This is a genomic window from Aeromonas sp. ZOR0001 (genome assembly GCF_000801015.1).
Taxonomy (GTDB): domain Bacteria; phylum Pseudomonadota; class Gammaproteobacteria; order Enterobacterales; family Aeromonadaceae; genus Aeromonas; species Aeromonas veronii.
This window is the reverse complement of sequence record NZ_JRJY01000128.1, coordinates 32,837-56,273: the sequence shown is the minus strand read 5'-3', so window position 1 is coordinate 56,273 and position 23,437 is coordinate 32,837. Positions and strand designations below refer to the sequence as shown.

Sequence of the window (23,437 nt, the reverse complement as noted above, 5' to 3'; positions counted from 1 at the left end):
TTACCGTCCCAGACCCAGCGCCCCGATGCAAGTCTTGCCCGCAGCCGAAGCGCCGAACTGTGATCCCTTCGTGGCTCAGGTGCAGCTGGCCAGCTGTTGACGACGGTCGGCACGGCGACGCAGCAGATAGAAACCGGCGGCACTGGCAAGGGAGCAGAGGGTGGCGAGATAGAAGGGCCACTCGGTACCGGCCAGCAGCACCAGACTGCCGAGCAGCACCGCCAGGATCTCGCTGCCCACGGCGAGGGCGCGGTAGAGCCCCATCGCCTGCCCCTGCTGCTCCGGGTGACTGCGGTTGGAGATCGCCACCGAGGTGGCCAGCTCCCCCAGACTCATGCCGATGCCAGCGGGAACGAAGGTAAGCGCCAGCCCCCACCAGTGCACGGGCAGGATAAAGAGCAGCATGCCGCTCGCCATCACCAGATGGCCGACAATGCCGAGGGAGCTGCCGCGCCAGTGGCGGGCGATGCGAGAGCCGAGCCAGGAGCCCGCCATCATGGGCAAACTCACCAGCACCGCCGCTTGCGCCAGCTGGGCCGGATCCCACGCCAGCCGCTCCACCAGCCAGATATTGAAGTAGGTGAAATAGAGCTGCACGGCGCCATAGCTGATCAGGGTAAGTGCGAAGTAGGGCAGCAGGGCCGGTTGCATCAGCAACTGGCGGCTGGAGAGGGTCGCAGTCTGACGGGTGGCCGCCACCGGAGGACGATAGGGGATCAGCCAGTAGACCAGCAGCAGGTTGATCAGGGTCATTCCTACCGCCAGCCAGGCGGCCAGACTGTAATCCCCCGAGATCACCGCGGCGTAGCCCCCGATCACCGGCCCCACTATCCAGCCCAGATTCATGCCGATATTGATCCAGGCGAAGCTGCGCGCCTTGTGCTCCTTGCCGGCGAGATCCGCCGCCATCGCCTGCACGATGGCGATGTTGCCGTTGCATAGCCCCTCCACCATCCGGCTGAGCAGCAACAGGGGGAGTGAGCGCCAGGCGATACCGAGTGCCATCAGGGCATAGCCTGCCAGAACCCCCGCCAGCGAGAGCAACAGCAGTGGCTTGCGGCCATAGCGATCGGAGAGGCGACCGAGCCAGGGACTGCCCACCAGCTGGAACAGGGGATAGAGCCCCATGATGACCCCCAGCCACACCTTGCGGCTCCAGTCGGAGGCTTCCGGCGTCAGCATCCCCTGCGCCGGATCCAGCAGCAAGGGTGCCAATACCGGGGAGGGGAGACTGAAGCCCGCGACTGCCAGCGTGACCGTCATGACCAGCACCCAGAGGGGATTTTTGTGCCCGTGTTTCTCCATGTTGCACCCATTAAGTAAAGTTATTTGTTTATTTATGCTGATTCATAGACGGGATTAAGTAAAGTGAATCGTTGATTTAATAAAGGGGGCTCCCCATAATGGGGTCATGAACGCAAGCACCGACAAGATCCTGTTTCTGCTCAAGAGCCATGGCCCGCAGAGCGCCGCCGCGCTGGGGGAGCAGTTGCAGATGACCTCCATGGGCGCCCGCCAGCACCTGCTCGCACTGGAGCAGGAGGGGTGGGTCACATTCAACGACGAGGCTCGCGGGCGCGGTCGTCCCGTGCGGCTGTGGCAGCTCACCGAGCAGGCCTGGCAGCGCTTCCCCGATAGCCATAGCGACCTGACAGTGCAGCTGATCGACAACGTGCGCGAGCTGTTTGGCGAGGAGGGGATGGAGCGGCTGATCCAGCAGCGGGAGCAGCAGATGCTTGCTCGCTATCAGGAGGTGCTGGGGTCCCATGGTCTCTCTGGCCGGCTGGCGGCGCTCAAGGAGCTGCGCACTCGCGAGGGCTATATGGCGGAGATCCGCCGCGAAGAGGATGGCAGCTGGCTGCTGTGGGAGAGCCACTGTCCCATCTGTGCGGCGGCGCGCACCTGCCGCGGTTTCTGTCGCAGCGAACTGGCGCTGTTTCGCCAGCTGCTGGCGCCGGCGACGGTGGAGCGGGAGCAATATCTGCTGGAGGGGGCGCATCGCTGCCTCTATCGTATCACGCCGCCCGCGCTCTGATTTCGTCAAACGCCCAAAAACAACAAAGCAGGCGCCGGGATGCCTGCTTTGTTGCCTTCGGGGAGGGGATTCTCTCGTTCCAGCCCGTCATTTCCCGATAAGGTAAGACGGCTGATGGGGCTCTTGACCCGGTAAGGTCCTTCACCGCAGAGACCCGGTCAGGTATCTGCTTTGCCACCGGAAGATGTAACCATAGTATCCCTCCCGTGCCGGTGAGTGGTTGCAAAGTAACCACTTATTTCGGTTGTTTTTGCAATAGTTCACCCTTAATCTAGGAAAAGTGGATTAGTCATTGCAACGAGGAAGGGTAAATGCTGAAACTTGATCGCATAGACAGACATATTCTCGAGCTGATGCAGGAGAATGGCCGCATCAGCAATCTGGAACTGGCCGAGCTGGTGGGGCTCTCCCCGTCCCCCTGCTCCCGCCGGGTCAAGGCGCTGGAGGATGCCGGTCTCATCGACACCCACGTTACTCTGCTCAACGCCCGCCAGCTTGGCCTCACCCTCACCGCCTACATTCACATTTCCATGGACAGACACACGCCCGAGCGGTTCGAGAATTTCGACCGCGCCATCAGCGAACTGCCCGAAGTGCTGGAGTGTGATCTCATCACCGGCAACGATGCCGACTACCAGCTCAAGGTGGTGGTGCGCGACATGGAGCACTATCAGCACTTCTTGCTGGACAAGCTGACCCATATTCCGGGGGTGACCGGAGTGCGCTCCAGCTTCGTGCTGCGCCGCATCAAGCACAAGACGGCGCTGCCGCTCAACCATCTGGGGTGAGCCCGCGCAAACCGCTCATATAAACAGAAAGAGGAGGCCAGTGGCCTCCTCTTTTGCTATTCGCTCTTGGTTATTCGGTAGTGGTTATCGGGTCTGGATTAGCTGTCGCGGTGACGGGGCAACTGCCGCTGTCAGACGCTGACCTGGCTGATGTCTTCCACCTGCAGCAGCCAGCCGCTCTGCTCCTGCTGCGGTTCGCCGCTGACCCGCAGCCGCTCGCCGGTCGGCACCCACTGCCCCTCGGGCAGGGAGACCAGCAGGCTCTCGCTGCCGTTGTCGAACAGCCAGCGATCTTCGCCAAGCGATTCAATCAGATAACCTTCCATCTCCACTCTGGACTCGGCTTGCCAGGATGGCGCAACGGAATCACGGCTCTCGATGAAATCCCCCTGAACACCAAAACTGGCTAGCCCCCACAGAATGGAGAGCCCGACGATGGATGTTTGCATCTTGTCTCTCCTCTTTTGGAACTGTAGGGCCAGTATGGGAACAGAAAACTGAGCGCACCATGAACAAGGTGGCAAAGTGCTGGCGAGATCGCGAAAAAATCCGGCCAATTGGCCGGTAGTGTCATTTTATGGTGCCTGGATCACACTATTTGGCGGCTTCTTCTGCCATCCGTTCAGCTCTTGGCTTATTCGTCCACATGGCTACCCCGCGATGATCCCCACAGATCCCCTCTGCCACCACGGCGCGAACCCGGGTGCCATCTTTGCAAATGGCCTGCCAGGCGTCAGCATCATCGATGGCGAGCGAGTTGGGGGGCGGCGTGGTTTGGCAAGCCGTGAGCAGCAGGGCGCACAGGGGGAGCAATTTTTTCATGGCGGACTCCTCGGGGTGATGGGGGACTGAGAGGATGGGGATGACCTCTCCATCCGGGCTTCACACCCCAGCATCAGTGATAACCGGTTCAGGGGCAAGGGGAGGGGGCACCGACAGGCGCAGGTGCCGTGCAGCCGGGGCTTGCCCTGTGCCCTTCTTGGGCCTAAGGTGGGGCCGTTTTACTGCCTGATTGAAGGAGCGTTTTCATGTCCACTCTCTATCCCCGCGTCGGGGTCGGCGTCATCCTGACCAACGCCCAAGGCCAGGTGCTGCTTGGCAAACGCAAAGGGAGCCATGCCCCCTACTGGTCGATCCCGGGTGGCCATCTGGAGTTGGGGGAGAGCTTCGAGTCGGCGGCGATCCGCGAGGTTGCCGAGGAGACGGGACTTGAGATCCATGGGCCCGAGGTGGTAGCGGTGACCAACAACCTGGAGACATGGCGCGAGAGCGGGTTGCACTATATCTCGGTGACACTGTACGCCCGAGCCGATGGCGAACCGCAACTGCTGGAGCCGGAGAAGTGCGAAGGCTGGGTCTGGTGCGATCCGCGCGAGTTGCCCGAGCCCCATTTCGACGCCAGCCGCCAATCCATCGCCTGCTGGCTGGCGGGACGCTGCTATCTGCCGGGTGATGTGCCAATGGTGTCGGCCGGATCAGCCTGATTGTCATAAAACGATCATCGCGCTGTCATAATATCTCCTCTCCATCGGGAGAAGAGGGATGAGGGAGAAGAGCGTGGGACAGGTATTTGTTCAGTTTTTATGGCTGGGATGCATCAGTTTTGGCGGCCCGGCCGCTCATATCGGCTATTTTCAGCGCACCTTCGTCCAGCGGCTCGGCTGGCTGACACAGGCCGAATTTGCCCGCTTGCTGGCGTTGTGCCAACTGCTGCCGGGGCCCGCCTCCAGCCAGCTTGGTTTCGCCATCGGTCGTCATCGCGCAGGTCTGGGCGGGGCGCTCTCTGCTTTTATTGGCTTCACGCTGCCCTCATTTCTGCTGCTACTGGCGGCCGCGATCGGCATCGGCCAGCTGGGCAGCAATCTGTGGCTCGATGCGACGCTGCATGGCCTCAAGCTGCTGGCGCTGATCGTGGTGGCCGATGCGGTGCTCACCATGAGTCGTCAGTTCTGTGCCACGGGAATGACCCAAGGGATCATGGTGGTGACCGCCGCTGCACTCTGGTGGCAGCCCGGCCTGCTGACTCAACTGTTGATGCTGGCGGGAGCTGCGCTGATCTGCGCCCGCAGCCAGCGCGGGGCGGGCAGTGTGCCAGCCACCGCCGAGTTGCCTTCTGCCGCCAGCAGTCAGCCTCATTGGCCGACCCTGCTGCTGTTTGGCATCCTTTTTATCGGTCTGCCGCTGCTCGCTAGCCCGATTGGCCAGCTGGCTGCCGACTTCTATCGTGCCGGTAGTCTGGTGTTTGGCGGTGGCCATGTGGTGCTGCCGCTGCTGCAAGAGAGCGTGGGCCAGACCCTCAACGAGCAGCAGTTTCTGACCGGTTACAGCCTGGCCCAATTGGTGCCAGGGCCCATGTTTACCCTCGCCACCTATCTTGGCGCCCAGCTGTTGCCCGAGATGCCGCTGACCGGGGCCCTGTCGGCGACCCTGGCGCTCTTTGTGCCCGGCTTTCTGTTGCTCTGGGCGGTGGGCCCCTGCTGGCAGCAGTGGTTGGCCCGGCCCCGTCTGGCGGGAGCCGTCACTGGCATCAACGCCGCCGTGGTGGGCTTGTTGCTGGCGGCGCTCTATCAGCCGGTGTGGCAGAGTGCGGTGCTGGCGCCGACCGATCTGGCGCTGGCGGCCATCGGCTTTTATCTGCTGCGGGTGTTGAAGTTGCCGGTGCCGGCCATCGCGGCCCTGTTGGTGATGGCTGCTATCCTGCTGGCGTGAAGCCGATGAAATCCCGATAAAAAACGGCGCCTCCGTGATGGAGGCGCCGTTTTTATTGCAATGGGTCAGCCGTTCAGACCTCGGGATCGAAATCCAGACTCAGGCTGTTGACGCAGTAGCGCTGGCCGGTCTCGGTCGGTCCATCGGGGAAGACGTGACCGAGGTGAGAGCCGCACTGGCGGCAGGTGATCTCCACTCGCTTCATGCCGTGGCTATTGTCTTCGGTGTACTCCACCGTCCCCTCGATGGCCTTGTCGAACGAGGGCCAGCCGCAGCCGGAATCAAACTTGGCTCCTGAGTGAAACAGCACGCTCTTGCAGCAGACACAAAGGTAGTCGCCGCTCTTGCGATTGTGGAGCAGGGCGCCGCTGTAGGGACGCTCTGTGCCCTTCTCCCAGCAGACGTGAAACTGCTCGGCGGTCAGTTTGCTGCGCCACTGTTCCGGATTGTTACTGCTCATACCGACTCCTTGCCATCCATACCGGAGCCCAGCATAGCGGCTCCGTAAAGCTGACTCCAGCATGCCTCTTATGCTTTGCCTGTATCTGTGATCGAGGTGGCAACCATCTCCTCACCGGATGCAGGGAGAATTTCCTGCTGCGGTGGCTGGGCATCCTCCGCCGTGCTGGCCAGCGCCACCCGCTCCAGCAGTTTGAGGGAGTGGGCCCGGCCGACCGCTACCTGCCGTTTGATGTCATCGGGCAGGAAGGGCAGCCCATCGTTGGTTGCGGTGTCGATGGTCTGGATCCACTCCAGCCCTTCCCCCGGCGGCGGCAGGCGGAACTGGATATCGTAGTCGCTGGCGTTGAATAGCACGTACCAGCGCTCGCCGACACAGTTGATCATGCCGATATCCATGGCGAACGCCTGCCCCATGGGGGCGTGCCAATCCTGATCGGTGAGCTGGTGGCCGTCCGGGTGATACCAGTTGACCTGATGGCAGCTGGACGGGGTGCCATTCCAGCTGTCGTCGCTCAGTTGCAGGTTGGAGAAGACGCAGGACTCCGCCCGCAGCGCCATCATCTGCTGGGTGAAGGCGAACAGCCGCTCATCCTCCGGCCGCCACTGCCAGTTGATCCAGCTGATCTGGTTGTCCTGACAGTAGGCGTTGTTGTTGCCAAGCTGGCTGCGGCCCATCTCGTCCCCGGCGAGGAAGTGGGGAGTGCCTTGGGAGAGCAGCAGGGTGGCAATCAGATTGCGCTTCTGCTGCTGGCGCAAGCTGTTGACCCGCGGATCCAGGGTCGGCCCCTCTACCCCGTGGTTATAGGAGAGGTTGTTGCCGTGGCCGTCCCGATTGTCTTCACCGTTGGCCTGATTGTGGCGCTGGTTGTAGGAGACCAGATCCTCCAGGGTGAAACCGTCGTGATAGCAGAGGTAGTTGACGCTGGTGTGAGGCGAGCGCCAGTTCTTCGGGAAGATATCCCGCGAACCCACCAGACGGGTGGCGAAGTCCCCCATCTTGCCCGCATCACCGCGCCAGAAGGCGCGCACCGTGTCGCGGTAGCGGTCATTGATCTCCTGCCACTGGCTCGGGAATTGACCCAGCCGGTAGCCGAAGGGGCCGATATCCCAGGGTTCGGCGATGAGCTTGACCTGTGACAGCACAGGGTCGGCCATCACGGCCTTGAAGAAGGCTCCCATGGGCTCGAACTCCCCCGCTTCCCGCGCCAGCGTCACCGCCAGATCGAAACGGAAGCCATCCACCTGCATTTCGGTGACCCAGTAGCGCAGGGCATCGAGCACCAGCCGCAGGGTGTTGGGGTGATCCAGATTGACGCTGTTGCCACAACCGGTCACGTTGGCGTGACGGCGGTAGTCGGGACCGTGGGGGCCCGCTTCGAAGGCGAAGTAACCGGCGTTGTCAAAGCCCTTGAACGAGAGGGTGGGGCCATCGAAGCCGGAGGCTGCCGTGTGGTTGTAGACCACATCCAGAATCACCTCGAGCCCGGCCCGGTGCAGCTCGCGTACCATGGTCTTGAACTCGCTCACTGCCGCCGCAGGCTGAGTGCTGTAGCGTGGCTCGGGGGCGAAGAAGGCGATAGGGTTGTAGCCCCAGTAGTTGGTCAGGCCAAGTTGCTCCAACCGCGGCTCTGACATGAAGGCGGCCACCGGCATCAACTGCACCGAGGTCACCCCCAGGCTTTTGATGTGCTCGATGATCAGTGGGTGGCAGATGCCCAAGTAAGTCCCTTGCAGCGCCTTGGGTACCCCGGGGTGCTGTCTGGTAAAGCCCTTTACGTGAGTCTCGTAGAGGATAGTGCGAGCCGGACTGATCCCCGGCTTGCCGATCCCCTGCCAGTCAAAGTGGTCATCAACGACCACTGACTTGGCAATCATGTCAGCGCTGTCGCCCTCATAGAGGGCCTCATCCCAAAAGGTGGAACGGCTGAGCGCCTTGGCATAGGGATCGACCAGCAGTTTTTGCGGATCGAACAGGGTTCCCTCCAGTGCGGGGCCGTAGACCCGATAGCCATACTGCTGCCCGGCTTTTACGCCGCGCACGTAGCCAAAACGATACTGGCCACGGCGGCCGGGCAACTCCAGCCGCATCAGCTCCTGCTCCTGCTCGTCGTACAGGCAGATCTCCACCTTGTCCGACTGGGGGGCCCAGACGCAGAAGTGGCAACCGTTCTCGTCAAGGCGGGCCCCCAGCGGGTGGCCCACCCCTTTTTCCATTACAAGCATCAAGACTCCTGTTTGATAAACAAGGTCGCCAGCGGCGGCAGATCCAGCACTATGCTGTGTGCCATCCCCTGCCAGGGGGTCGGTTCGGCAGCGAACACCAGACCTACATCATAGTTACTCCCCCAGTAATACTCGCTGTCGGTGTTGAGCACCACCCGATAGTGGCCCGCCGCAGGGACGCCGATCCGATATTCGAGACGAGGCACCGGGGTGAAGTTGCAAGCCACCACAATAGCCTGCTTGCCCTCTTTGTCCGCCCGCAGCCAGGCAAAGATGCTGTTGTCGGCATCGTTATGATCCAGCCAGCGGAAGCCGGTCTGCTCATAATCGGCCTGATACAAGGCAGGCTCATGACGGTAGAGGTGGTTGAGATCGTGGATCAGCCGCTGCTGACCGGCATGCTTGGGATATTGCAGCAGGTGCCACGGCAGCTGGGCATCGTGGTTCCACTCGTTGCTTTGGGCGATCTCGGTGCCCATGAAATTGAGCTTCTTGCCCGGGTGGGCGTACATGAAGCCCATATAGGCCCGCAGGTTGGCAGCCTGCTGCCACTCGTCACCGGGCATCTTGTAGAGCATGGAGTGCTTGCCGTGCACCACCTCGTCGTGGGAGAGCGACAGGATGAAGTTCTCGTCATAGTGGTAAACCATGGAGAAGGTCATGTCGTTGTGGTGGTAGCGACGGTGGATCGGCTCTTTCTGCATATAGGTGAGGGTGTCGTGCATCCAGCCCATATTCCACTTGAAGCCAAAGCCGAGGCCGCCGAGGAAGGTGGGGCGGGAGACACCGGCAAAGGCGGTGGACTCTTCGGCTATGGTCATGGCGTGGGGATACTTGCCGTAGACCTCCTCGTTGGTCCACTTCAAGAGGCTTATCGCCTCGTAGTTGTGGTTGCCGCCATCGACGTTCGGTACCCACTCACCGGCGTTGCGGGAGTAGTCCAGATAGAGCATGGAGGCGACCGCATCCACCCGCAGGCCGTCGATGTGGAACTTGTCGAGCCAGAACAGGGCGCTCGCCACCAAGAACTGGCGCACTGTGTCGCGGCCAAAGTCGTAGATGTAGGAGTTCCAGTCCGGGTGCCAGCCACGGCGCGGATCTTCATATTCGTAGAGCGGGGTGCCATCGAAACGGGCCAGGCCGTGGGCATCGGACGGGAAGTGGGCGGGCACCCAGTCCAGAATGATGCCGATGCCGGCCTGGTGGCACTGGTCGACGAAGTATTTGAAATCATCGGCGGTGCCGTAGCGGCTGGTGGGGGAGAACATGCCCACCGGCTGGTAGCCCCAGGAGCCGCTGAAGGGGTGCTCGGAGACCGGCAGCAGCTCGATGTGGGTGTACTCCATCTCCTTGACGTAGGCGACCAGCTCCACTGCCAGTTCACGCCAGCTCAGGCTGTCGCCGTTGGGGTGGCGTTTCCAGGAGCCGACGTGCAGCTCATAGATGGAGAGCGGCTGCTCGCGTTTGTCGTTGTGCTGGCTGGCAATCCACTCGGCATCCTGCCACTGGTACTGGGCGTGGTCATAGACCACGGAGGCGAACGACGGATACTGCTCGCAGTAAAAGCCGACCGGATCGCTCTTGTGGGGCAGCCGGTTGCCCATGGGGTCTTTGAGCTCGAACTTGTAGCGATCCCCGGCCTTGAGGCCCGGCACAAACAGCACCCAGTGACCGCAGAGGCTGCGCTGCATCGGATGGCGGCGGCCATCCCAGAAGTTGAAATCGCCGATGAGGCTCACGGCGGTGGCGCTCGGCGCATAGACCGCAAAACGCACCCCTTCCACCTGCTGGCCAAGATGCTCCACGGTGCGCAGCTGGGCGCCAAGGGTGTGATAGAGGTTTTCCGGCTGGGCGGTCAGTTCGGCCAGGCCTGCCCAGGCGGCATCCTGAAACTGATAGGGGTCGATGACCTCGGTGGTGGCATCTTGGTAGCTGGCGATCAGCTGATAGGGGAAGGAGTTTTTGCGGCGGGTGAAAACAGTTTCAAAAAGACCCGATTCATCGGTGGGCGCCAGGGTGGCAACGACTTTGCCCGACTTGAGATCCTTGACGCGGACTTCGAGGGCATCAGGCAACCAGGCGGTCAGTTTGAGGCCGGGCCCATCCGGATTGGCCTGCAGGCCTAAGTGAGAGAAGGGATCGGAACAGCGGGCAGCAACCAAACGTTCAACGAGCATCGAGATTTCCTTTCATGACAGAGCATCCACTCCGGCCGAAGCCGGAGTGGATTTAGGTGAGAGCGCTGTGGGAGACAGCGTCTCAACGACTGGCCTCATCACGGGCTTGGCTCATCTTGCCAGCCAGTGCCTTGAGTGCCTCATTGGCAAAAATATCTTCCAGATCAGCGGAAAGCTTGCGGCGCCAGTTGGGGTATTCGTAACTGGTGCCCGGTACGTTGACCGGCTTGTCCATCTCCAGCCAGTCTTCCAGCTGGGTACTGAACAGGGCGCAGCTGCCGCGGGACATGTGGATCTGCAGACCGTGGTTGAGTTCGGTGTTCATGCCGACCCAGTTCACGTCATGACTGATGTTGTCAGAGATGACCTTGTGGGCATGCAAGCTGTCGAGGATCCGCTGTTTGGCCTGGTGACGATCAGCATACAGAGTCTTCAATACATCTTCATCCGGATACAGACCCAGTTGACGGCCGAGCGCCAGATCGTCGCAGTGCCAGAAGCCCTTGAGGGTCGGCATGTCGTGGGTGGTCAGGGCCGACATCGCCTGCTCGGTGTAGTGCGCCGGGGAGATAAAGCCGCCATCTTCCTTGGAGCGCTCGAAGAAGAACACCTTGTAGGAGTGGACGCCGTTCTCTTTCAGGGTCACGTCGATCCCCTCCGGCACGGTGCCAAGATCCTCGCCGATCAGCAGGCACTGGTTGCGGTGGGATTCGAGGGCCAGAATGCCCAGCAGATCGTTGACCGGATAGTAGATGTAGGCGCCCTTGGCGGCGGACGCTCCGGGCGGTACCCACCACAGGCGCAGCAAGGCCATCACGTGGTCGATGCGCAGTGCGCCGCAGGAGCGCATGTTGGCACGGAACAAGTCCACCATCGGCTGGTAGGCCGCTTCGAACAGCTTGTTCGGGTTCATCGGGGGCAGGCCCCAGTTCTGACCAAGCGGGCCGAGGATATCGGGCGGCGCACCGACCGAGGCTTTCGGGCAGTAGAGATCCTGGTTGGCCCAGATCTCGGTGGAGCCTTCGGAGACGCCCACCGCCAGATCCCGGTAGATCCCCATCACCATGCCGGCAGCCTTGGCGCGTGCATCGGCTTGCGCCAGCTGCTCGTCGGCCAGGAACTGCAGATAGAGGTAGAAGTTGACATCTTGCGGGTGCGCGGCCATCCAGGCGGCAACGGCAGGATTGTGGTAATCGCGCAGCTCCTGAGGCCATACCGGCCAGCCCCAGGCATTTTCGCCTTTGGCATAGAAGTGGGCCTGCAGGGCATCAAATGCTGCCTGCTGTTGCAGGCTGTCGCCACCGGCGGCCACGAAGGCATCAAAGGCGGCCTGACGCTCGGCGCTCAGGGTGGCTTCATCGAACACCTGACGCAGCATGCCGAGTTTGGTCTGGATCACGCCGGTGTAATCGACGTTCTCTTTGGCGCGCAGATCAGCCAGATGTTGCTGGAAGGCAGGACTTGCCACTTCCGCTTTCAGGCGATCGCTCTGCTGGAATTCGGGTACCGCTTCCACATTGATATAGGCCACGTTGAGCCAGCGACGGGAAGAGGGGCTGTAGGGACTGGCGCTCTCCGGATTGGCCGGATAGAGGGCGTGGATGGGGTTGAGGCCGACGAAGTGGGCACCCCAGGCGGCCGCTTTCTCGACCAGCTGGCCCAGATCGCTGAAATCACCAATACCCCAGTTGTGGCGGCTGCGCAGGCAGTAGAGCTGCACGCTCGGGCCCCATACCTTGCGGCCATTAGCAATCGGCGCCTGTTTGTAGCAGGCCTTGGGGGCGACGATGAGGCGCATGGTGGCCAACGGCTCGTCATTGCCCTCTTCCAGCAGCACCAGCTGGTGGTAACCCAGCTCCGGGGCCATCTCCAGGGTGACGCGATAGGCCTGGCACTCCATCTCTTCAAATTCGGCCACGCCGACCAGCTCACCCTCGATGGGGGTGAATTGACCGGACAGCACTGCCCCCTGCTCCTGCTGGAGCTGCCAGTTGAGGGCGTCGTTGACGAATTCGATGGGGAGGCGAACCTCAAGGGTAACGGCGTCGCCGGTGCGAACCACCATGACAGGATCCAGCGCCCGCAGCCAGTGCTGGCGATGCTCCTCTTCCAGCTGCTGCACCAGTGCGGCCTCGTCATCGACGCGGTAGCCCATGGCGCCCAGCATGGCGGCCTTACTCTCTTCTGATACCTGGGCCGGGTGGCCCCAGGCATCGACATACTCGCTGGCGATACCTTTTGCGGCAGCCAGCTGTTCAATCAGGGTGGTCATAGTTTGAGAATTCCCGCTGTGGATTCTATCTATACTATTTTGTTTGATTTTTATGGGGTGGTACTTGAACAGTGGCTCTTTGGCCATGCTAAACCGCGCACATTTTTACATATCTCTGTGAATGGTTGTGTGACCGAGTAGGCACTATTGTTGATATCTGCGCGATGCCACGATCTGGCACTTTTTTCGTCAAAACGTGGTAATCAGTTACATAAACAGAAAATTAATTTCACAGTTTTTCATGATATAGCGCAATTTCAGACAGAATGTTGGTTGACTCACCGGAGAGTTCTAGTAAATTTACAAGCGGAATTTTCTTTGACTACTGAACAGTTAGGTAACTAAATATGACTATCAAAGTAGGTATTAACGGTTTTGGCCGTATCGGTCGTTTCGTATTCCGTCTGGCTTGCGAGCGTGCAGACATCGAAGTTGTTGGTATCAACGACCTGATCGATGTTGACTACATGGCTTACATGCTGAAGTACGATTCAACTCACGGTCGTTTCAACGGTACCGTTGAAGTTAAAGACGGCAACCTGGTTGTAAACGGCAAAACCGTACGTGTTACCGCTGAGCGTGACCCGGCCAACCTGAAGTGGGGCGAAATCGGTGTTGACGTTGTTGCTGAAGCTACCGGTCTGTTCCTGACCGACGAGACTGCTCGTAAGCACATCGCTGCTGGTGCCAAGAAAGTTGTTCTGACTGGCCCGTCCAAAGACGCTACCCCGATGTTCGTAATGGGTGTTAACGACTCTACCTACGCTGGCCAGGACATCGTTTCCAACGCTTCCTGCACCACCAACTGCCTGGCACCGATCGCCAAGGTTCTGAACGATACCTTCGGTATCGAGTCTGGCCTGATGACCACCGTTCACGCTACCACTGCTACCCAGAAGACCGTTGATGGTCCGTCTGCCAAAGACTGGCGCGGTGGCCGCGGTGCGGCTCAGAACATCATCCCGTCCTCTACCGGTGCTGCCAAGGCTGTTGGCGTAGTTATCCCGGAACTGAAAGGCCTGCTGACCGGTATGGCTTTCCGTGTTCCGACTCCGGACGTGTCTGTTGTTGACCTGACCGTTAACCTGAAGAAAGCTGCCACCTACGCAGAAATCTGCGAAGCGATGAAAGCTGCTTCCGAAGGCGCTATGAAAGGCGTTCTGGGCTACACCGAAGACGAAGTTGTATCTACCGACTTCCTGGGTGAGCGTCAGACCTCCGTATTCGACGCCAAGGCTGGTATCCAGCTGAACGACAAATTCGTTAAAGTTGTATCCTGGTACGACAACGAAATGGGCTACTCCAGCAAAGTTCTGGACCTGATCGCTCACATCTCCAAGTAATTTGGGATGCGCAATCGCGTAGCTTGAAAAAGGCGGCCATTGGCCGCCTTTTTGTTTTTCGGTTTCCCCTGATGACAGGAGTCCACATGCAATCCATTCGTCCCCTGACAGCCAATTGCAAGCTTGCCAACAATGCGGCCGGTCTGCCGGTTCTAACCATCAACAACGACTATGCCAAGGCAGAAATCAGCCTGTTTGGCGCCCATGTGCTGAGCTATCAGCGTCATGGCGAGCCATCCTCCATCTGGTTGAGTGACAAGGCGGTGCTGGATGGCAGCAAGCCTGTTCGCGGTGGTATCCCGATCTGCTGGCCCTGGTTTGGCCCGGCGCCCGCCCGCGTCGGTAGCGGCAAGCCCTCCCACGGTTTTGCCCGTACCACCCTCTGGATGCTGGACGGGGTCTCCGATCACGCTGATGGCACGCTTGTTCATCTTTCCCTGCGCGACAGCGACGCAACCCGTACCCTGTGGGATCACCCCTTCGAACTGGAACTGGACGTGCTGGTGGGCAAAGAGCTTTCGCTGGTGCTGACCACTCGCAACACCGGTAGCCAGCCGCTGACCTATAGCGGTGCGCTGCATACCTATTTGCAAATCAGTGCGCCGGAAGCGGTGAGTGTCACCGGCCTGGGCGAGCCCTATGCTGACAAGCTGACCGGACAGGATGCTAAGCAGCAGGGGGCATTGACCCTGAGCGGGCCGCTGGATCGGGTCTACTGGCAGCCAGAGGCGCTGGTGAGAGTGCAGGATGGTGAGCGCGAGATCCGGGTTGTCAGTGGCAACCACGACAGCGTGGTGGTCTGGACCCCCTGGCTGGAAGGGGCTACCGCCATGGCCGACATGAGCGACGATGGCTATCGCACCATGCTCTGCGTCGAAGCCGCCATCGCTGGCGAGGCGGGTGTGACCGTTGCGCCGGATGAAGAGCACAGCCTCTCCACTGTGATCATCTGAGCAGGATGAGTTTCAGATAAATAAAGAGGGCTCCCGCGGGAGCCCTCTTTGCATCTCGTGACGGCGGCAATCAGGCGTTGCCCTGGGTCTTGAGCTTGAGTTCGGCGGCGAAATTGAGCATCCGATCGAGCGGGATGAGGGCCTTTACCCGCAGCGCTTCATCGACATGGATCTCGTGGCGCTCGGCACCGTCGGTGAGCGCCTCCTTGATCGCCACCAGACCGTTCATCGCCATCCAGGGGCAGTGGGCGCAGCTGCGGCAGGTAGCGCCATCGCCACCGGTCGGTGCTTCCACCATCTCTTTCTCCGGACAGGCCTGCTGCATCTTGTAGAAGATGCCCCGATCGGTCGCCACGATCAGCTTCTGCTGGGGCAGCTCCTTGGCTGCCTTGATCAGCTGACTGGTGGATCCCACCGCATCGGCCAGCTCGATCACCGAGGCGGGGGATTCCGGATGAACCAGCACGGCGGCGTCCGGATTCTGCTCTTTCAGCTCGCGCAGGGCGCGGGCCTTGAACTCGTCGTGGACGATGCAGTGGCCCTGCCAGCGCAGCATCTGCGCCCCGGTCTTCTTCTCGATATAGGCACCCAGATGGCGATCCGGGCCCCAGATGATCTTGTGACCCAGACTGTCGAGGTGTTCGACGATCTCGAGCGCGATGCTGGAGGTAACGACCCAGTCAGCCCGCGCTTTGACGGCGGCCGAGGTATTGGCATAGACCACCACGGTATGGTCGGGATTGGCATCGCAGAAGGCGGAGAACTGTTCGATGGGACAGCCCAGATCGAGGGAGCATTCGGCCTCCAGAGTCGGCATCAGCACCCGCTTGTGGGGGCTCAGGATCTTGGAGGTTTCCCCCATAAAGCGCACCCCGGCGACGATCAGGGTTTGCGCCTCGTGATCGCGGCCAAAGCGGGCCATCTCCAGCGAGTCACCGACGAAACCGCCGGTGGCTTCGGCCAGCGCCTGGATCTCGGGATCCGTGTAGTAATGGGCGACCAGTACCGCCTTGCGCTCCTTGAGCAGCGCCTTGATTTCTGTGGTCAAGGTCGTTCTCTGCTCGGCACTCAGGGGAAGAGGTTTGGCCGGAAAGGGGTAGTCCATTGCGACTACCGGCGGGACACTGCTCAGTGCATTGCTCATTGCGACTGTTCCATCAACGCTCGGGAAGGCAAAAATTATAACCAGAAGCCTGCCACAAACCCATCAACAAATCGGGTGAAGCGCAAGTGGGCGAATATACTCAAGTAATTCGTTGTTATTCTGCCATAAGGAGTTGTCGCATGAAGCAACGTTCCCTCAAGTTCAAGTTGTTGTGCCTTACCATGGGGCTGTTTTTGCTGACCGGGCTGGCCATGACCCTGTTGCAATCGGCCTCTTTCAGCTCCCTTCGCAACATGGTGATGACCCAGACCAGCGATGCACTGGAAGAGGAGGTCTCCCGCAGCCTGCAGTATCAGGCAGAACGCTATGCCATCCAGATTGCCTCGCTGATGCAGAACTCCTATCAGATCCCCCTGACCGTGACCGCCCAGATTGAAGCCGGGATGGCCAAACCGGAACTGCGCTTGTCGCGACCCCAAGTGGAGTCTCTGCTCGGCAGCAGCCTGCAACAGGCGAGCGGGATCAGCTCCATCTACGCCCAGTTTGAACCGGACGGCTATGATGGCGAGGATGGCAACTGGCTGGGCGGGGCCAGCCACTCGGTGGCAGGCAAGGGGAGTTTGGAGGTCTATTTCACCAAGGATCAGGGAGGGGCCGTCGCTCAGCAAGCGGTGGACGCCGCTGCCAGCGAGGCCAAGTTTGATACCTCCCTCAACGAGTTTGGCATTCGCAACAGCGAGTGGTATCTCTGTGGTCGCGATACCCGCCAGCCCTGCCTGATGGAGCCCTACCTTTACGAAATCAGCCCGGGCAACAAGATGCTGATGACCAGTCTGACGGTGCCCGTGCTGCGTGACGGCAAGTTTGTCGGGCTGGCCGGGGTGGATATGAACCTGCCCATCTTCCAGCAACTGGCTGAAAACCTTGGCAAGAGCCTCTATGACAACAAGGCGGATGTGACCCTGGTCAGCAAGATGGGGCTGATTGTGGGCAGCAACCGCTATGCCGACAAGCTGGGCCGTCCACTCAAGGAGGTGGGCCTGACCCTGCCTGACGGTCAGCCGGTCAGCAGCGACAGTGACTTCATTCTTCATCAGCCCATCCGGGTTGAAGCAGCCAATACCCAGTGGTGGTTGATGATCAAGGTGCCCAAGGCGCTGGCGCTCGGCAAGGCGCACGCCATCAGCAATGAACTGGGCGCCCTGCTGGTGGATGCCCAGCGGCAGCAGATCATCGCCATGGGCGGGATTACCCTGTTGGTGCTGGGGCTGTTGGTCTGGTTTATCCAGACCATCACAGCGCCGCTTTCTCTTATCAGCCGCCATGTGGGCCACCTCTCCAGCAACGAGGGTGACCTGACCCAGCAGGTGGAGATCGACACCCATCAGGAGCTGATCGATCTGGGGTCCCAGCTCAATGCCTTCCTCGGCAAGCTGCGGGGCATGGTGCAAATGAGCAAGGGGATCGGTCAGCAGGTCTACCAGCAGGCGCGGGAGATGAAACATACCGCCGACACCATGCGCAACAGTCTGGATGAGCAGAATCTGGAGCTGGAGAGCGTGGTGAGCGCCATGCACCAGATGAGCACCACGGCAGTCAGCGTGGCAGGTTATGCCGAGCAGGCGGCGCAGGAGTCGGAAGCGGCGACCCACCACATCAATACCGCCCAGCAGACCCTCAGCAATGCCCGCAACGAGATCCATACTCTGGTCGGTGATATGCATGAGGCGGATAAAGCGGTGGCGCTGGTGGCCCAGCGCAGCACCAATATCAGCCGGATCCTCGATGTGATCCGCGCCATTGCCGAGCAGACCAACCTGCTGGCCCTCAACGCCGCCATCGAAGCTGCACGGGCAGGGGACATGGGGCGTGGCTTTGCAGTGGTGGCGGACGAGGTGCGGGCGCTGGCGACCAAGACCCGTGAATCGACCGACGAGATCGGCCAGCTGATCGGTAGCCTGCAGACCGAGGTGAGCAGCAGTCAGCGTCTGATGAATACCGGTATCGAGCGCTCCACTACCACGGTACAGGGTACCGAGCAGGCGTTTGAGGCGCTCAATCGGGTGGTGGCGCAGATCCAGCAGATCCACGACCACATCAGTCAGGTAGCTACCGCCGCCGAGCAGCAGAGTGCGGTGAGCGATACCATCAACCAGAACCTGATGCGGATCGGCGATACCGCCAACGTGATCGGGCAGGAGGCCAGCTCCAGCCATCAACTGAGCGAGGCGCTGGAGCAAGCAGCCACGGCGCTCGCCAGTCAGCTCGATCGGCTGCGTACCTGAGTGGCAGCCAGAGAGACAAGAGCCCGCGAGCGATCGCGGGCTTTTTCATGACTCGATGGCAGAGTTGCGTCAGTTGCGGGGTTCAACCAGCAGGATGTGGGAGTCAGCCCCCACCACCCTGACCTTGCTACCCGCCGGCAGAGACTCGTCACAGCGCACCGTCCAGACCGTGTCGTCCAGATGCACCCGGCTGGTGCCTTGGGCGACATCATCCAGCAGGGTTAGCTCGCGGCCCATATAGCTCTGCATCCGCTCGTTGATGGTGCTGGCGGCATCCTGACCCGAGTTGTCACGCTGGTGCTGCCAGCGCCACCAGACCCAGGTGGTGAGCAGGGATTGCACCGCAAACAGCAGCAACTGCGCCTGCCAGCCAAAGGGCCAGATCAGCAGCAGCAGGCCCACTTCCAGAGCGGCGATGCCGGTCCAGAGCAAAAAGCCCACCGAGCCGAGCACCTCGATGGCCAGCAGAATGAAGCCGAGTCCTAGCCAGTGCCAGTGGGTCAGCCCCTCTAACAGGGCTGTCATGACTTGCTGCCCTTGCCATCTTTGTTGAACAGCTCGGCCATACCAGCCACCGAGCCAATCAGGCTGCCCGCTTCCAGCGGCATCATGATGATCTTGCTGTTGGGGCCTTCACCGATGCGGGCCAGTGCCTCGGTATATTTCTGAGCCACGAAGTAGTTGATGGCCTGCAGGTCTCCTTCCGCAATCGCCTGGGAAACCATATGGGTCGCCTTGGCTTCCGCCTCGGCAGCCCGCTCCCGCGCTTCGGCGGCGAGGAAGGCGGCCTGACGCTCACCTTCGGCTTTGAGGATCTGGGACTGCTTTTCGCCTTCCGCTTTCAGGATTTTGGACTGGCGCACCCCTTCGGCCTCCAGTACCTCGGCCCGCTTCTGGCGCTCGGCCTTCATCTGGGCGTTCATCGCCTCGACCAGTGCCAGCGGTGGGCGTACATCTTTAATTTCGATGCGGGTCACCTTGATGCCCCAGGGGGCGGTGGCGGCATCCATGGTGCGCAGCAGTTTCTCGTTGATGGTGTCGCGCTGTGAGAGCATCTCGTCCAGCTCCATGGCACCGAGCACGGTGCGCATATTGGTCATGGTGAGATTGCGGATGGCGCTGGTGAGATCGTTGACCTCATAACCCGCTTTGCGGGCATCCACTACCTGCACAAAGCTGATGGCGTCGATGGTGACGTTGGCGTTGTCGCGGGAGATCACCTCTTGCGCCGGGATGTCCAGCACCTGCTCCATCATGATGATCTTGTGACCGACCCGATCCACATAGGGGATCAGCAGATTGAGACCGGGTGAGAGGGTGCGGGTGTAGCGACCAAAGCGTTCTACCGTCCAGTTGTAGCCCTGGGGCACTATCTTGACTCCGGCCGCCAAGGTGGCGATCACCAGGAATACGAAAAATCCCAAGACAATCAGTGATTCATTCATCGTGCTTCTCCATGTTCGGTGTCTCGATAGACTACACCCGGTGTCCTCAGATCACCATGAGTCCTTGTCTTGATCCTCTGTGGCCCCAAAACAGGGCGTGTGCACCAGAAAGGGTGCTAGCGAATGAATTGCGGTGAGCTGCTGCTGGCGCTGTCACGGTGGGAAAGTTGGCGCAATCCTTGCTATAAATCCCTTTACCGCAGGGTATACCGGTTGCCACTGTGCAGCCGCAAGGGTACAGATACAAACAAATTGGCAGTGGCATGACGCAGGCGTCAGCTCCGCAAGGGGCTGGCGCCTTTTTTACTGGCGGCGCTGGGGGATAAACAGCATGAAGAGTGTGTGCGCATATTGTGGGGTAGGATGCGGGGTTAGTCTGGAGCGGAGTGACACGGGGTGGCAGTTAAGTGGTGACGCTACCCACCCCGCCAACAAGGGGGCACTCTGCATCAAGGGGAGCAGCCTTATCGACAGCCTCGATTTTCCCGAACGTTTGCTCTACCCCCGTTGGCATGGCGAGCAGTTGGATTGGGATCGTGCGCTCGATCGGTTGGCGGGCGAACTGGATCGCATCATCTCGGAGTCCGGCCCGCAGAGTGTGGCGATCTATTTATCTGGTCAGCTCACCACCGAAGATTATTATGTGGCCAACAAATTGATGAAAGGGTTTATCGGCTCACCCCATGTCGATACCAATTCACGGCTCTGTATGTCATCGGCGGTGGTGGCCCATCAGCGTGCGTTTGGCGAAGATCTGGTGCCGGCGTGCTATGAAGATCTCGAGCTCGCCGATCTGGTGGTGCTGACCGGTGCGAATACGGCTTGGACCCATCCAGTGCTGTTTCGGCGTTTGCAGCAGGCCCGGGCACAGCGCCCCGGCATGAAGTTGGTGGTGATCGATCCGCGGGAGACCATGACGGCCAGCCAGGGGGATCTGCACCTGCCGCTGCGCCCGGGCAGTGATGTAGCCCTGTGGAACGGCCTTTGCCGTTACCTGCTTGATAGCGGTGGTTGGGATCAGGAGTATGTTGCCCGGCATGTGGCTGGTTTTGCTGAACTGGCCAGTGAACTGGATCACGCCTGCTGGCGCCCAGAGGCGGTGGCAGCCAGTTGCGATCTGCCACTCTCGGATCTGCTGGGCTTCTACAGGCTGTTTGCGGCCAATGCGCGCACCGTTACCCTGTTTTGTCAGGGGATCAATCAATCGGAACAGGGCGTCGATCAGGCTGGCTGTATCATCAATGCCCATTTGTTGACCGGGCGCATCGGTAAACCGGGAGCGGCTCCTTTTTCCATGACGGGTCAGCCCAACGCGATGGGGGGGCGCGAAGTGGGGGGGCTGGCTACTCAGCTGGCGGCCCACATGGGATTTGATGAGGCAAGCCGCGATCGTCTGGCTCGGTTCTGGGGGGCGCCGCAGCTTGTCAGTGGTCCGGGTCATAAGGCGGTGGCGTTGTTTGAGGCACTTCATCGTGGTGAGATCCGGGCGCTCTGGGTGATTGGCACCAATCCTGCGGTTTCGTTGCCTGATTCGCTAGGGGTATGTGACGCGCTGCGGCGTTGTGAGCTATTGGTGGTATCCGATGTGACGGCGGCAACCGACACCGCCCGTCTGGCCCATCTGTTATTGCCGGCAGCCGCCTGGGGGGAGAAGGGGGGGACAGTGACCAATTCGGATCGCACCATCAGCCGGCAGCGCGCATTTTTGGCTGCCCCCGGAGAGGCTCGTCCCGACTGGTGGGCATTAACACAGGTGGCGCGTCGGTTGGGCTTTGCCGACGCGTTTCCCTATGAGCATGAGCAGCAAATTTTCTGTGAACATGCCGCCTTGTCGGGCTTTGAGAACGACGGATCGCGCCAGTTCGATATCTCCGGCCTGGCCACGCTGGATCGCACTCAGTTTGAGGCATTATCACCCATCCGCTGGCCCGTTAATGGCGCCAATCCGACCGGCTGTGATCGACTGTTTTCCGATGGGCGTTTTGCCACTCCGGATGGTCGTGCCCGGCTGGTAGTGGCTGCGCCGCAGAGCGAGAGCCCGGCATCTCCGACGGGTGAGGGCGTGGCCTTGTTGCTCAACTCTGGGCGGTTGCGGGATCAGTGGCACACCATGACGCGTACGGGTCATGTGGCACGATTGCAGGAGGCTGAACCCTGGCCATCTCTGCGATTGGGGCCGGCCAGCCTGCTGGCGCTGGGAGCCGAGCCAGGCTCCTTGCTGCGGATCCGCAGCCAGCAGGGGGAGAGCCTTGCACTGGCCTCCCGTGATGAGGGGCTGCGAGAAGGGGAGGCCTTTTTACCGATGCACTGGAGCGAGGTCTACAGCCAGGGGGCGGGTGTCAACCGGCTGGTGTCAGCCCGGCTCGATCCGCTGTCGGGGCAGCCTGCTTTCAAGCAGACGCAGGTCAGGGTAGTGCGCCAGCCATTGTGCTGGCAGGGGTTGTGGTTGGCGGAGCACCGCTTTGCGCACCCCGTCTCCTGGTGGGCCCTGCGCACCCTGAGGGGAAGCAGTGGCAAGCGTGTTTGTCAGTGGTTGGCTGATTGGCACGAGACAGCCGAGCAGGTGTGGTGTCGCCTCTGTGCCGGGGGGAACTGGCTGCGAGTGCCACAACCGCAGGGGTGGCTGGCGATCGAGTTGCTACAAGGGCGCATAGTCAGCTTGCTGTTGGTCACGCCGACCCCCCAATCGGTCAGGATCGATGGGCTGGCCAGTCTGCTTGGTGCGCCACTGCAAGCCGATGCGCTTGTCTCTACCCTGGATCAGGCACTGGCGGGCACCAGTCGCCTGATCTGTTCCTGCTTGCGGGTGAGTGAGCGCCAGATCCTGGAAGCCATTACCCAGCAGGGGGTGAATGAGATCGCAGGCTTGCAGGCACTGCTGGGGTGCGGCAGCAATTGTGGGACTTGTCTGCCGGAAGTGGCACGTTTGCTGGCCACTCGGCAGACATAATACCTGAACTACCCCTGATACCTCTTGATGGATAAAAAGGAGGTATATTCAACAAGTTGGCTTTCAGATTGCCTGAGTTGGTACAACTCAGTCTCATGGAAGAGATCATCATGTTCCTCACCTCTCCCGGCGGTGTGAGCCGCTCCCTACTGTTGATCCATGCCGATGATCCGCAGCAGGCCAATCGGTTGGCTGTCCTTGGCAGCCATTATGGTCATCGAACCCGGATCCTCGATCGCCGCGCTCTGGTGACGGAAGGCGAGGCCGCCGATGGGCTGCTGATCAGTTGCCGCCGCTTGAGTGCCGAGATCCGTATCGGACTTATCGAGCGGCCCGCCTTGGCCAAAGTGCTGTTTTGTAGTCGTCTGAGCGTGGCGGAGCAGGAGGTACTGTTGGCAAAGGGGGTGTGGTTGGTGCCCCATGATTGCGGTGAGCAGGAGCGAATCGAATCCTGGCTGACACTGGCTCGCCAGCTGCAAATGGTATTGGGGGACGGGGTGCGGCGGGAGCAAGATCTGCAGCAACAACTGGAGGAGCGCCGCTGGGTGGAGCAGGCGAAAGGGCAGTTGATGCAGCGCCAGGCGCTGAGTGAAGAGGCGGCCTATCAGTTGCTGCGCAAAACCGCAATGGATCAGGGCAAGCGTATCGGCGTTCTGGCTCGTCAGCTGTTGCAGCTACTGGCGGACTAAC

Annotated in this window: 19 protein-coding genes; 9 read left to right on the top strand and 10 right to left on the bottom strand. The window is 60.7% G+C overall.

The annotated features are described in order from the left end of the window. Window positions 1-75: 75 nt before the first annotated feature. A complete protein-coding gene (locus L972_RS16475; RefSeq protein WP_047439621.1) occupies window positions 76-1,305 on the bottom strand; it encodes an MFS transporter in 1,230 nt (409 codons plus the stop codon). A 106-nt stretch (window positions 1,306-1,411) separates the two neighbouring features. Here L972_RS16475 and L972_RS16470 point away from each other — a divergent pair, with 106 nt between their 5' ends. Both L972_RS16470 and L972_RS16465 read left to right on the top strand, forming a co-directional pair. Then, complete coding sequence (locus L972_RS16470) at window positions 1,412-2,035, top strand: helix-turn-helix transcriptional regulator (protein ID WP_047439619.1); 624 nt, start codon at window positions 1,412-1,414, stop codon at window positions 2,033-2,035. Window positions 2,036-2,346: 311 nt separating this feature from the next. Continuing rightward, entirely contained in the window at window positions 2,347-2,823 is a 477-nt protein-coding gene (locus L972_RS16465) for an Lrp/AsnC family transcriptional regulator (RefSeq protein ID WP_005304871.1), read from the top strand. Window positions 2,824-2,954: 131 nt separating this feature from the next. Here L972_RS16465 and L972_RS16460 read toward each other — a convergent pair whose 3' ends face one another. Beyond that, window positions 2,955-3,272 carry a hypothetical protein gene (locus tag L972_RS16460; RefSeq protein WP_005343224.1) on the bottom strand — a complete coding sequence of 106 codons (318 nt, stop codon included), beginning with the start codon at window positions 3,270-3,272 and terminating at the stop codon, window positions 2,955-2,957. A 145-nt stretch (window positions 3,273-3,417) separates the two neighbouring features. Beyond that, complete coding sequence (locus tag L972_RS16455; protein ID WP_005335715.1) at window positions 3,418-3,645, bottom strand: hypothetical protein; 228 nt, start codon at window positions 3,643-3,645, stop codon at window positions 3,418-3,420. 206 nt (window positions 3,646-3,851) lie between these two features. Between L972_RS16455 and L972_RS16450 the strand changes: the two genes are divergently transcribed. Both L972_RS16450 and chrA read left to right on the top strand, forming a co-directional pair. Then, on the top strand, window positions 3,852-4,307 hold the full coding sequence (locus tag L972_RS16450; protein WP_047439616.1) for a nucleotide triphosphate diphosphatase NUDT15: 456 nt from the start codon (window positions 3,852-3,854) through the stop codon (window positions 4,305-4,307). 73 nt (window positions 4,308-4,380) lie between these two features. Continuing rightward, window positions 4,381-5,532, top strand: a complete 1,152-nt coding sequence (gene chrA, locus L972_RS16445) for a chromate efflux transporter (protein ID WP_139714611.1) — start codon at window positions 4,381-4,383, stop codon at window positions 5,530-5,532. 73 nt (window positions 5,533-5,605) lie between these two features. On the opposite strand, the gene msrB is transcribed toward chrA, so the two are convergent. From msrB to malQ, 4 genes are all read right to left on the bottom strand, one after another. Then, window positions 5,606-5,992 (bottom strand): peptide-methionine (R)-S-oxide reductase MsrB, encoded by a 387-nt coding sequence (gene msrB, locus L972_RS16440; RefSeq protein ID WP_047439612.1) that lies wholly within the window; start codon window positions 5,990-5,992, stop codon window positions 5,606-5,608. Window positions 5,993-6,060: 68 nt separating this feature from the next. Continuing rightward, the gene (glgX, locus tag L972_RS16435; RefSeq protein WP_047439610.1) at window positions 6,061-8,217 is read right to left on the bottom strand and encodes a glycogen debranching protein GlgX; all 2,157 of its coding nucleotides are present in this window, start codon (window positions 8,215-8,217) and stop codon (window positions 6,061-6,063) included. Further along, window positions 8,217-10,394, bottom strand: a complete 2,178-nt coding sequence (gene glgB / locus L972_RS16430) for a 1,4-alpha-glucan branching protein GlgB (protein ID WP_047439608.1) — start codon at window positions 10,392-10,394, stop codon at window positions 8,217-8,219. The genes glgX and glgB overlap by 1 nt, the downstream gene beginning before the upstream one ends. Before the next feature lie 82 nt (window positions 10,395-10,476). Continuing rightward, window positions 10,477-12,666 carry a 4-alpha-glucanotransferase gene (malQ, locus tag L972_RS16425; RefSeq protein ID WP_047439605.1) on the bottom strand — a complete coding sequence of 730 codons (2,190 nt, stop codon included), beginning with the start codon at window positions 12,664-12,666 and terminating at the stop codon, window positions 10,477-10,479. A gap of 347 nt (window positions 12,667-13,013) precedes the next feature. Here malQ and gap point away from each other — a divergent pair, with 347 nt between their 5' ends. Then, window positions 13,014-14,009: a type I glyceraldehyde-3-phosphate dehydrogenase gene (gene gap / locus L972_RS16420; protein ID WP_005335708.1), complete on the top strand. Its 996-nt coding sequence runs from the start codon at window positions 13,014-13,016 to the stop codon at window positions 14,007-14,009. Window positions 14,010-14,095: 86 nt separating this feature from the next. Further along, complete coding sequence (locus tag L972_RS16415) at window positions 14,096-14,962, top strand: D-hexose-6-phosphate mutarotase (RefSeq protein ID WP_047439603.1); 867 nt, start codon at window positions 14,096-14,098, stop codon at window positions 14,960-14,962. Between the two features lie 70 nt (window positions 14,963-15,032). On the opposite strand, the gene nadA is transcribed toward L972_RS16415, so the two are convergent. After that, window positions 15,033-16,106 (bottom strand): quinolinate synthase NadA, encoded by a 1,074-nt coding sequence (gene nadA, locus L972_RS16410; RefSeq protein ID WP_005343233.1) that lies wholly within the window; start codon window positions 16,104-16,106, stop codon window positions 15,033-15,035. Between the two features lie 140 nt (window positions 16,107-16,246). Here nadA and L972_RS16405 point away from each other — a divergent pair, with 140 nt between their 5' ends. Continuing rightward, on the top strand, window positions 16,247-18,352 hold the full coding sequence (locus tag L972_RS16405) for a methyl-accepting chemotaxis protein (protein ID WP_047439602.1): 2,106 nt from the start codon (window positions 16,247-16,249) through the stop codon (window positions 18,350-18,352). A gap of 69 nt (window positions 18,353-18,421) precedes the next feature. On the opposite strand, the gene L972_RS16400 is transcribed toward L972_RS16405, so the two are convergent. Together L972_RS16400 and L972_RS16395 are read right to left on the bottom strand one after the other, a co-directional pair. Then, window positions 18,422-18,877, bottom strand: a complete 456-nt coding sequence (locus L972_RS16400; RefSeq protein ID WP_005343235.1) for an NfeD family protein — start codon at window positions 18,875-18,877, stop codon at window positions 18,422-18,424. Next, window positions 18,874-19,797: an SPFH domain-containing protein gene (locus L972_RS16395; RefSeq protein ID WP_047439600.1), complete on the bottom strand. Its 924-nt coding sequence runs from the start codon at window positions 19,795-19,797 to the stop codon at window positions 18,874-18,876. Before L972_RS16395 ends, L972_RS16400 begins: the two co-directional genes overlap by 4 nt. A 331-nt stretch (window positions 19,798-20,128) precedes the next feature. Between L972_RS16395 and L972_RS16390 the strand changes: the two genes are divergently transcribed. Both L972_RS16390 and L972_RS16385 read left to right on the top strand, forming a co-directional pair. After that, window positions 20,129-22,747 (top strand): nitrate reductase, encoded by a 2,619-nt coding sequence (locus L972_RS16390; RefSeq protein ID WP_052200079.1) that lies wholly within the window; start codon window positions 20,129-20,131, stop codon window positions 22,745-22,747. 110 nt (window positions 22,748-22,857) lie between these two features. Next, window positions 22,858-23,436 carry an ANTAR domain-containing response regulator gene (locus tag L972_RS16385; protein ID WP_047439635.1) on the top strand — a complete coding sequence of 193 codons (579 nt, stop codon included), beginning with the start codon at window positions 22,858-22,860 and terminating at the stop codon, window positions 23,434-23,436. The last annotated feature ends 1 nt before the right edge of the window (window position 23,437 follow it).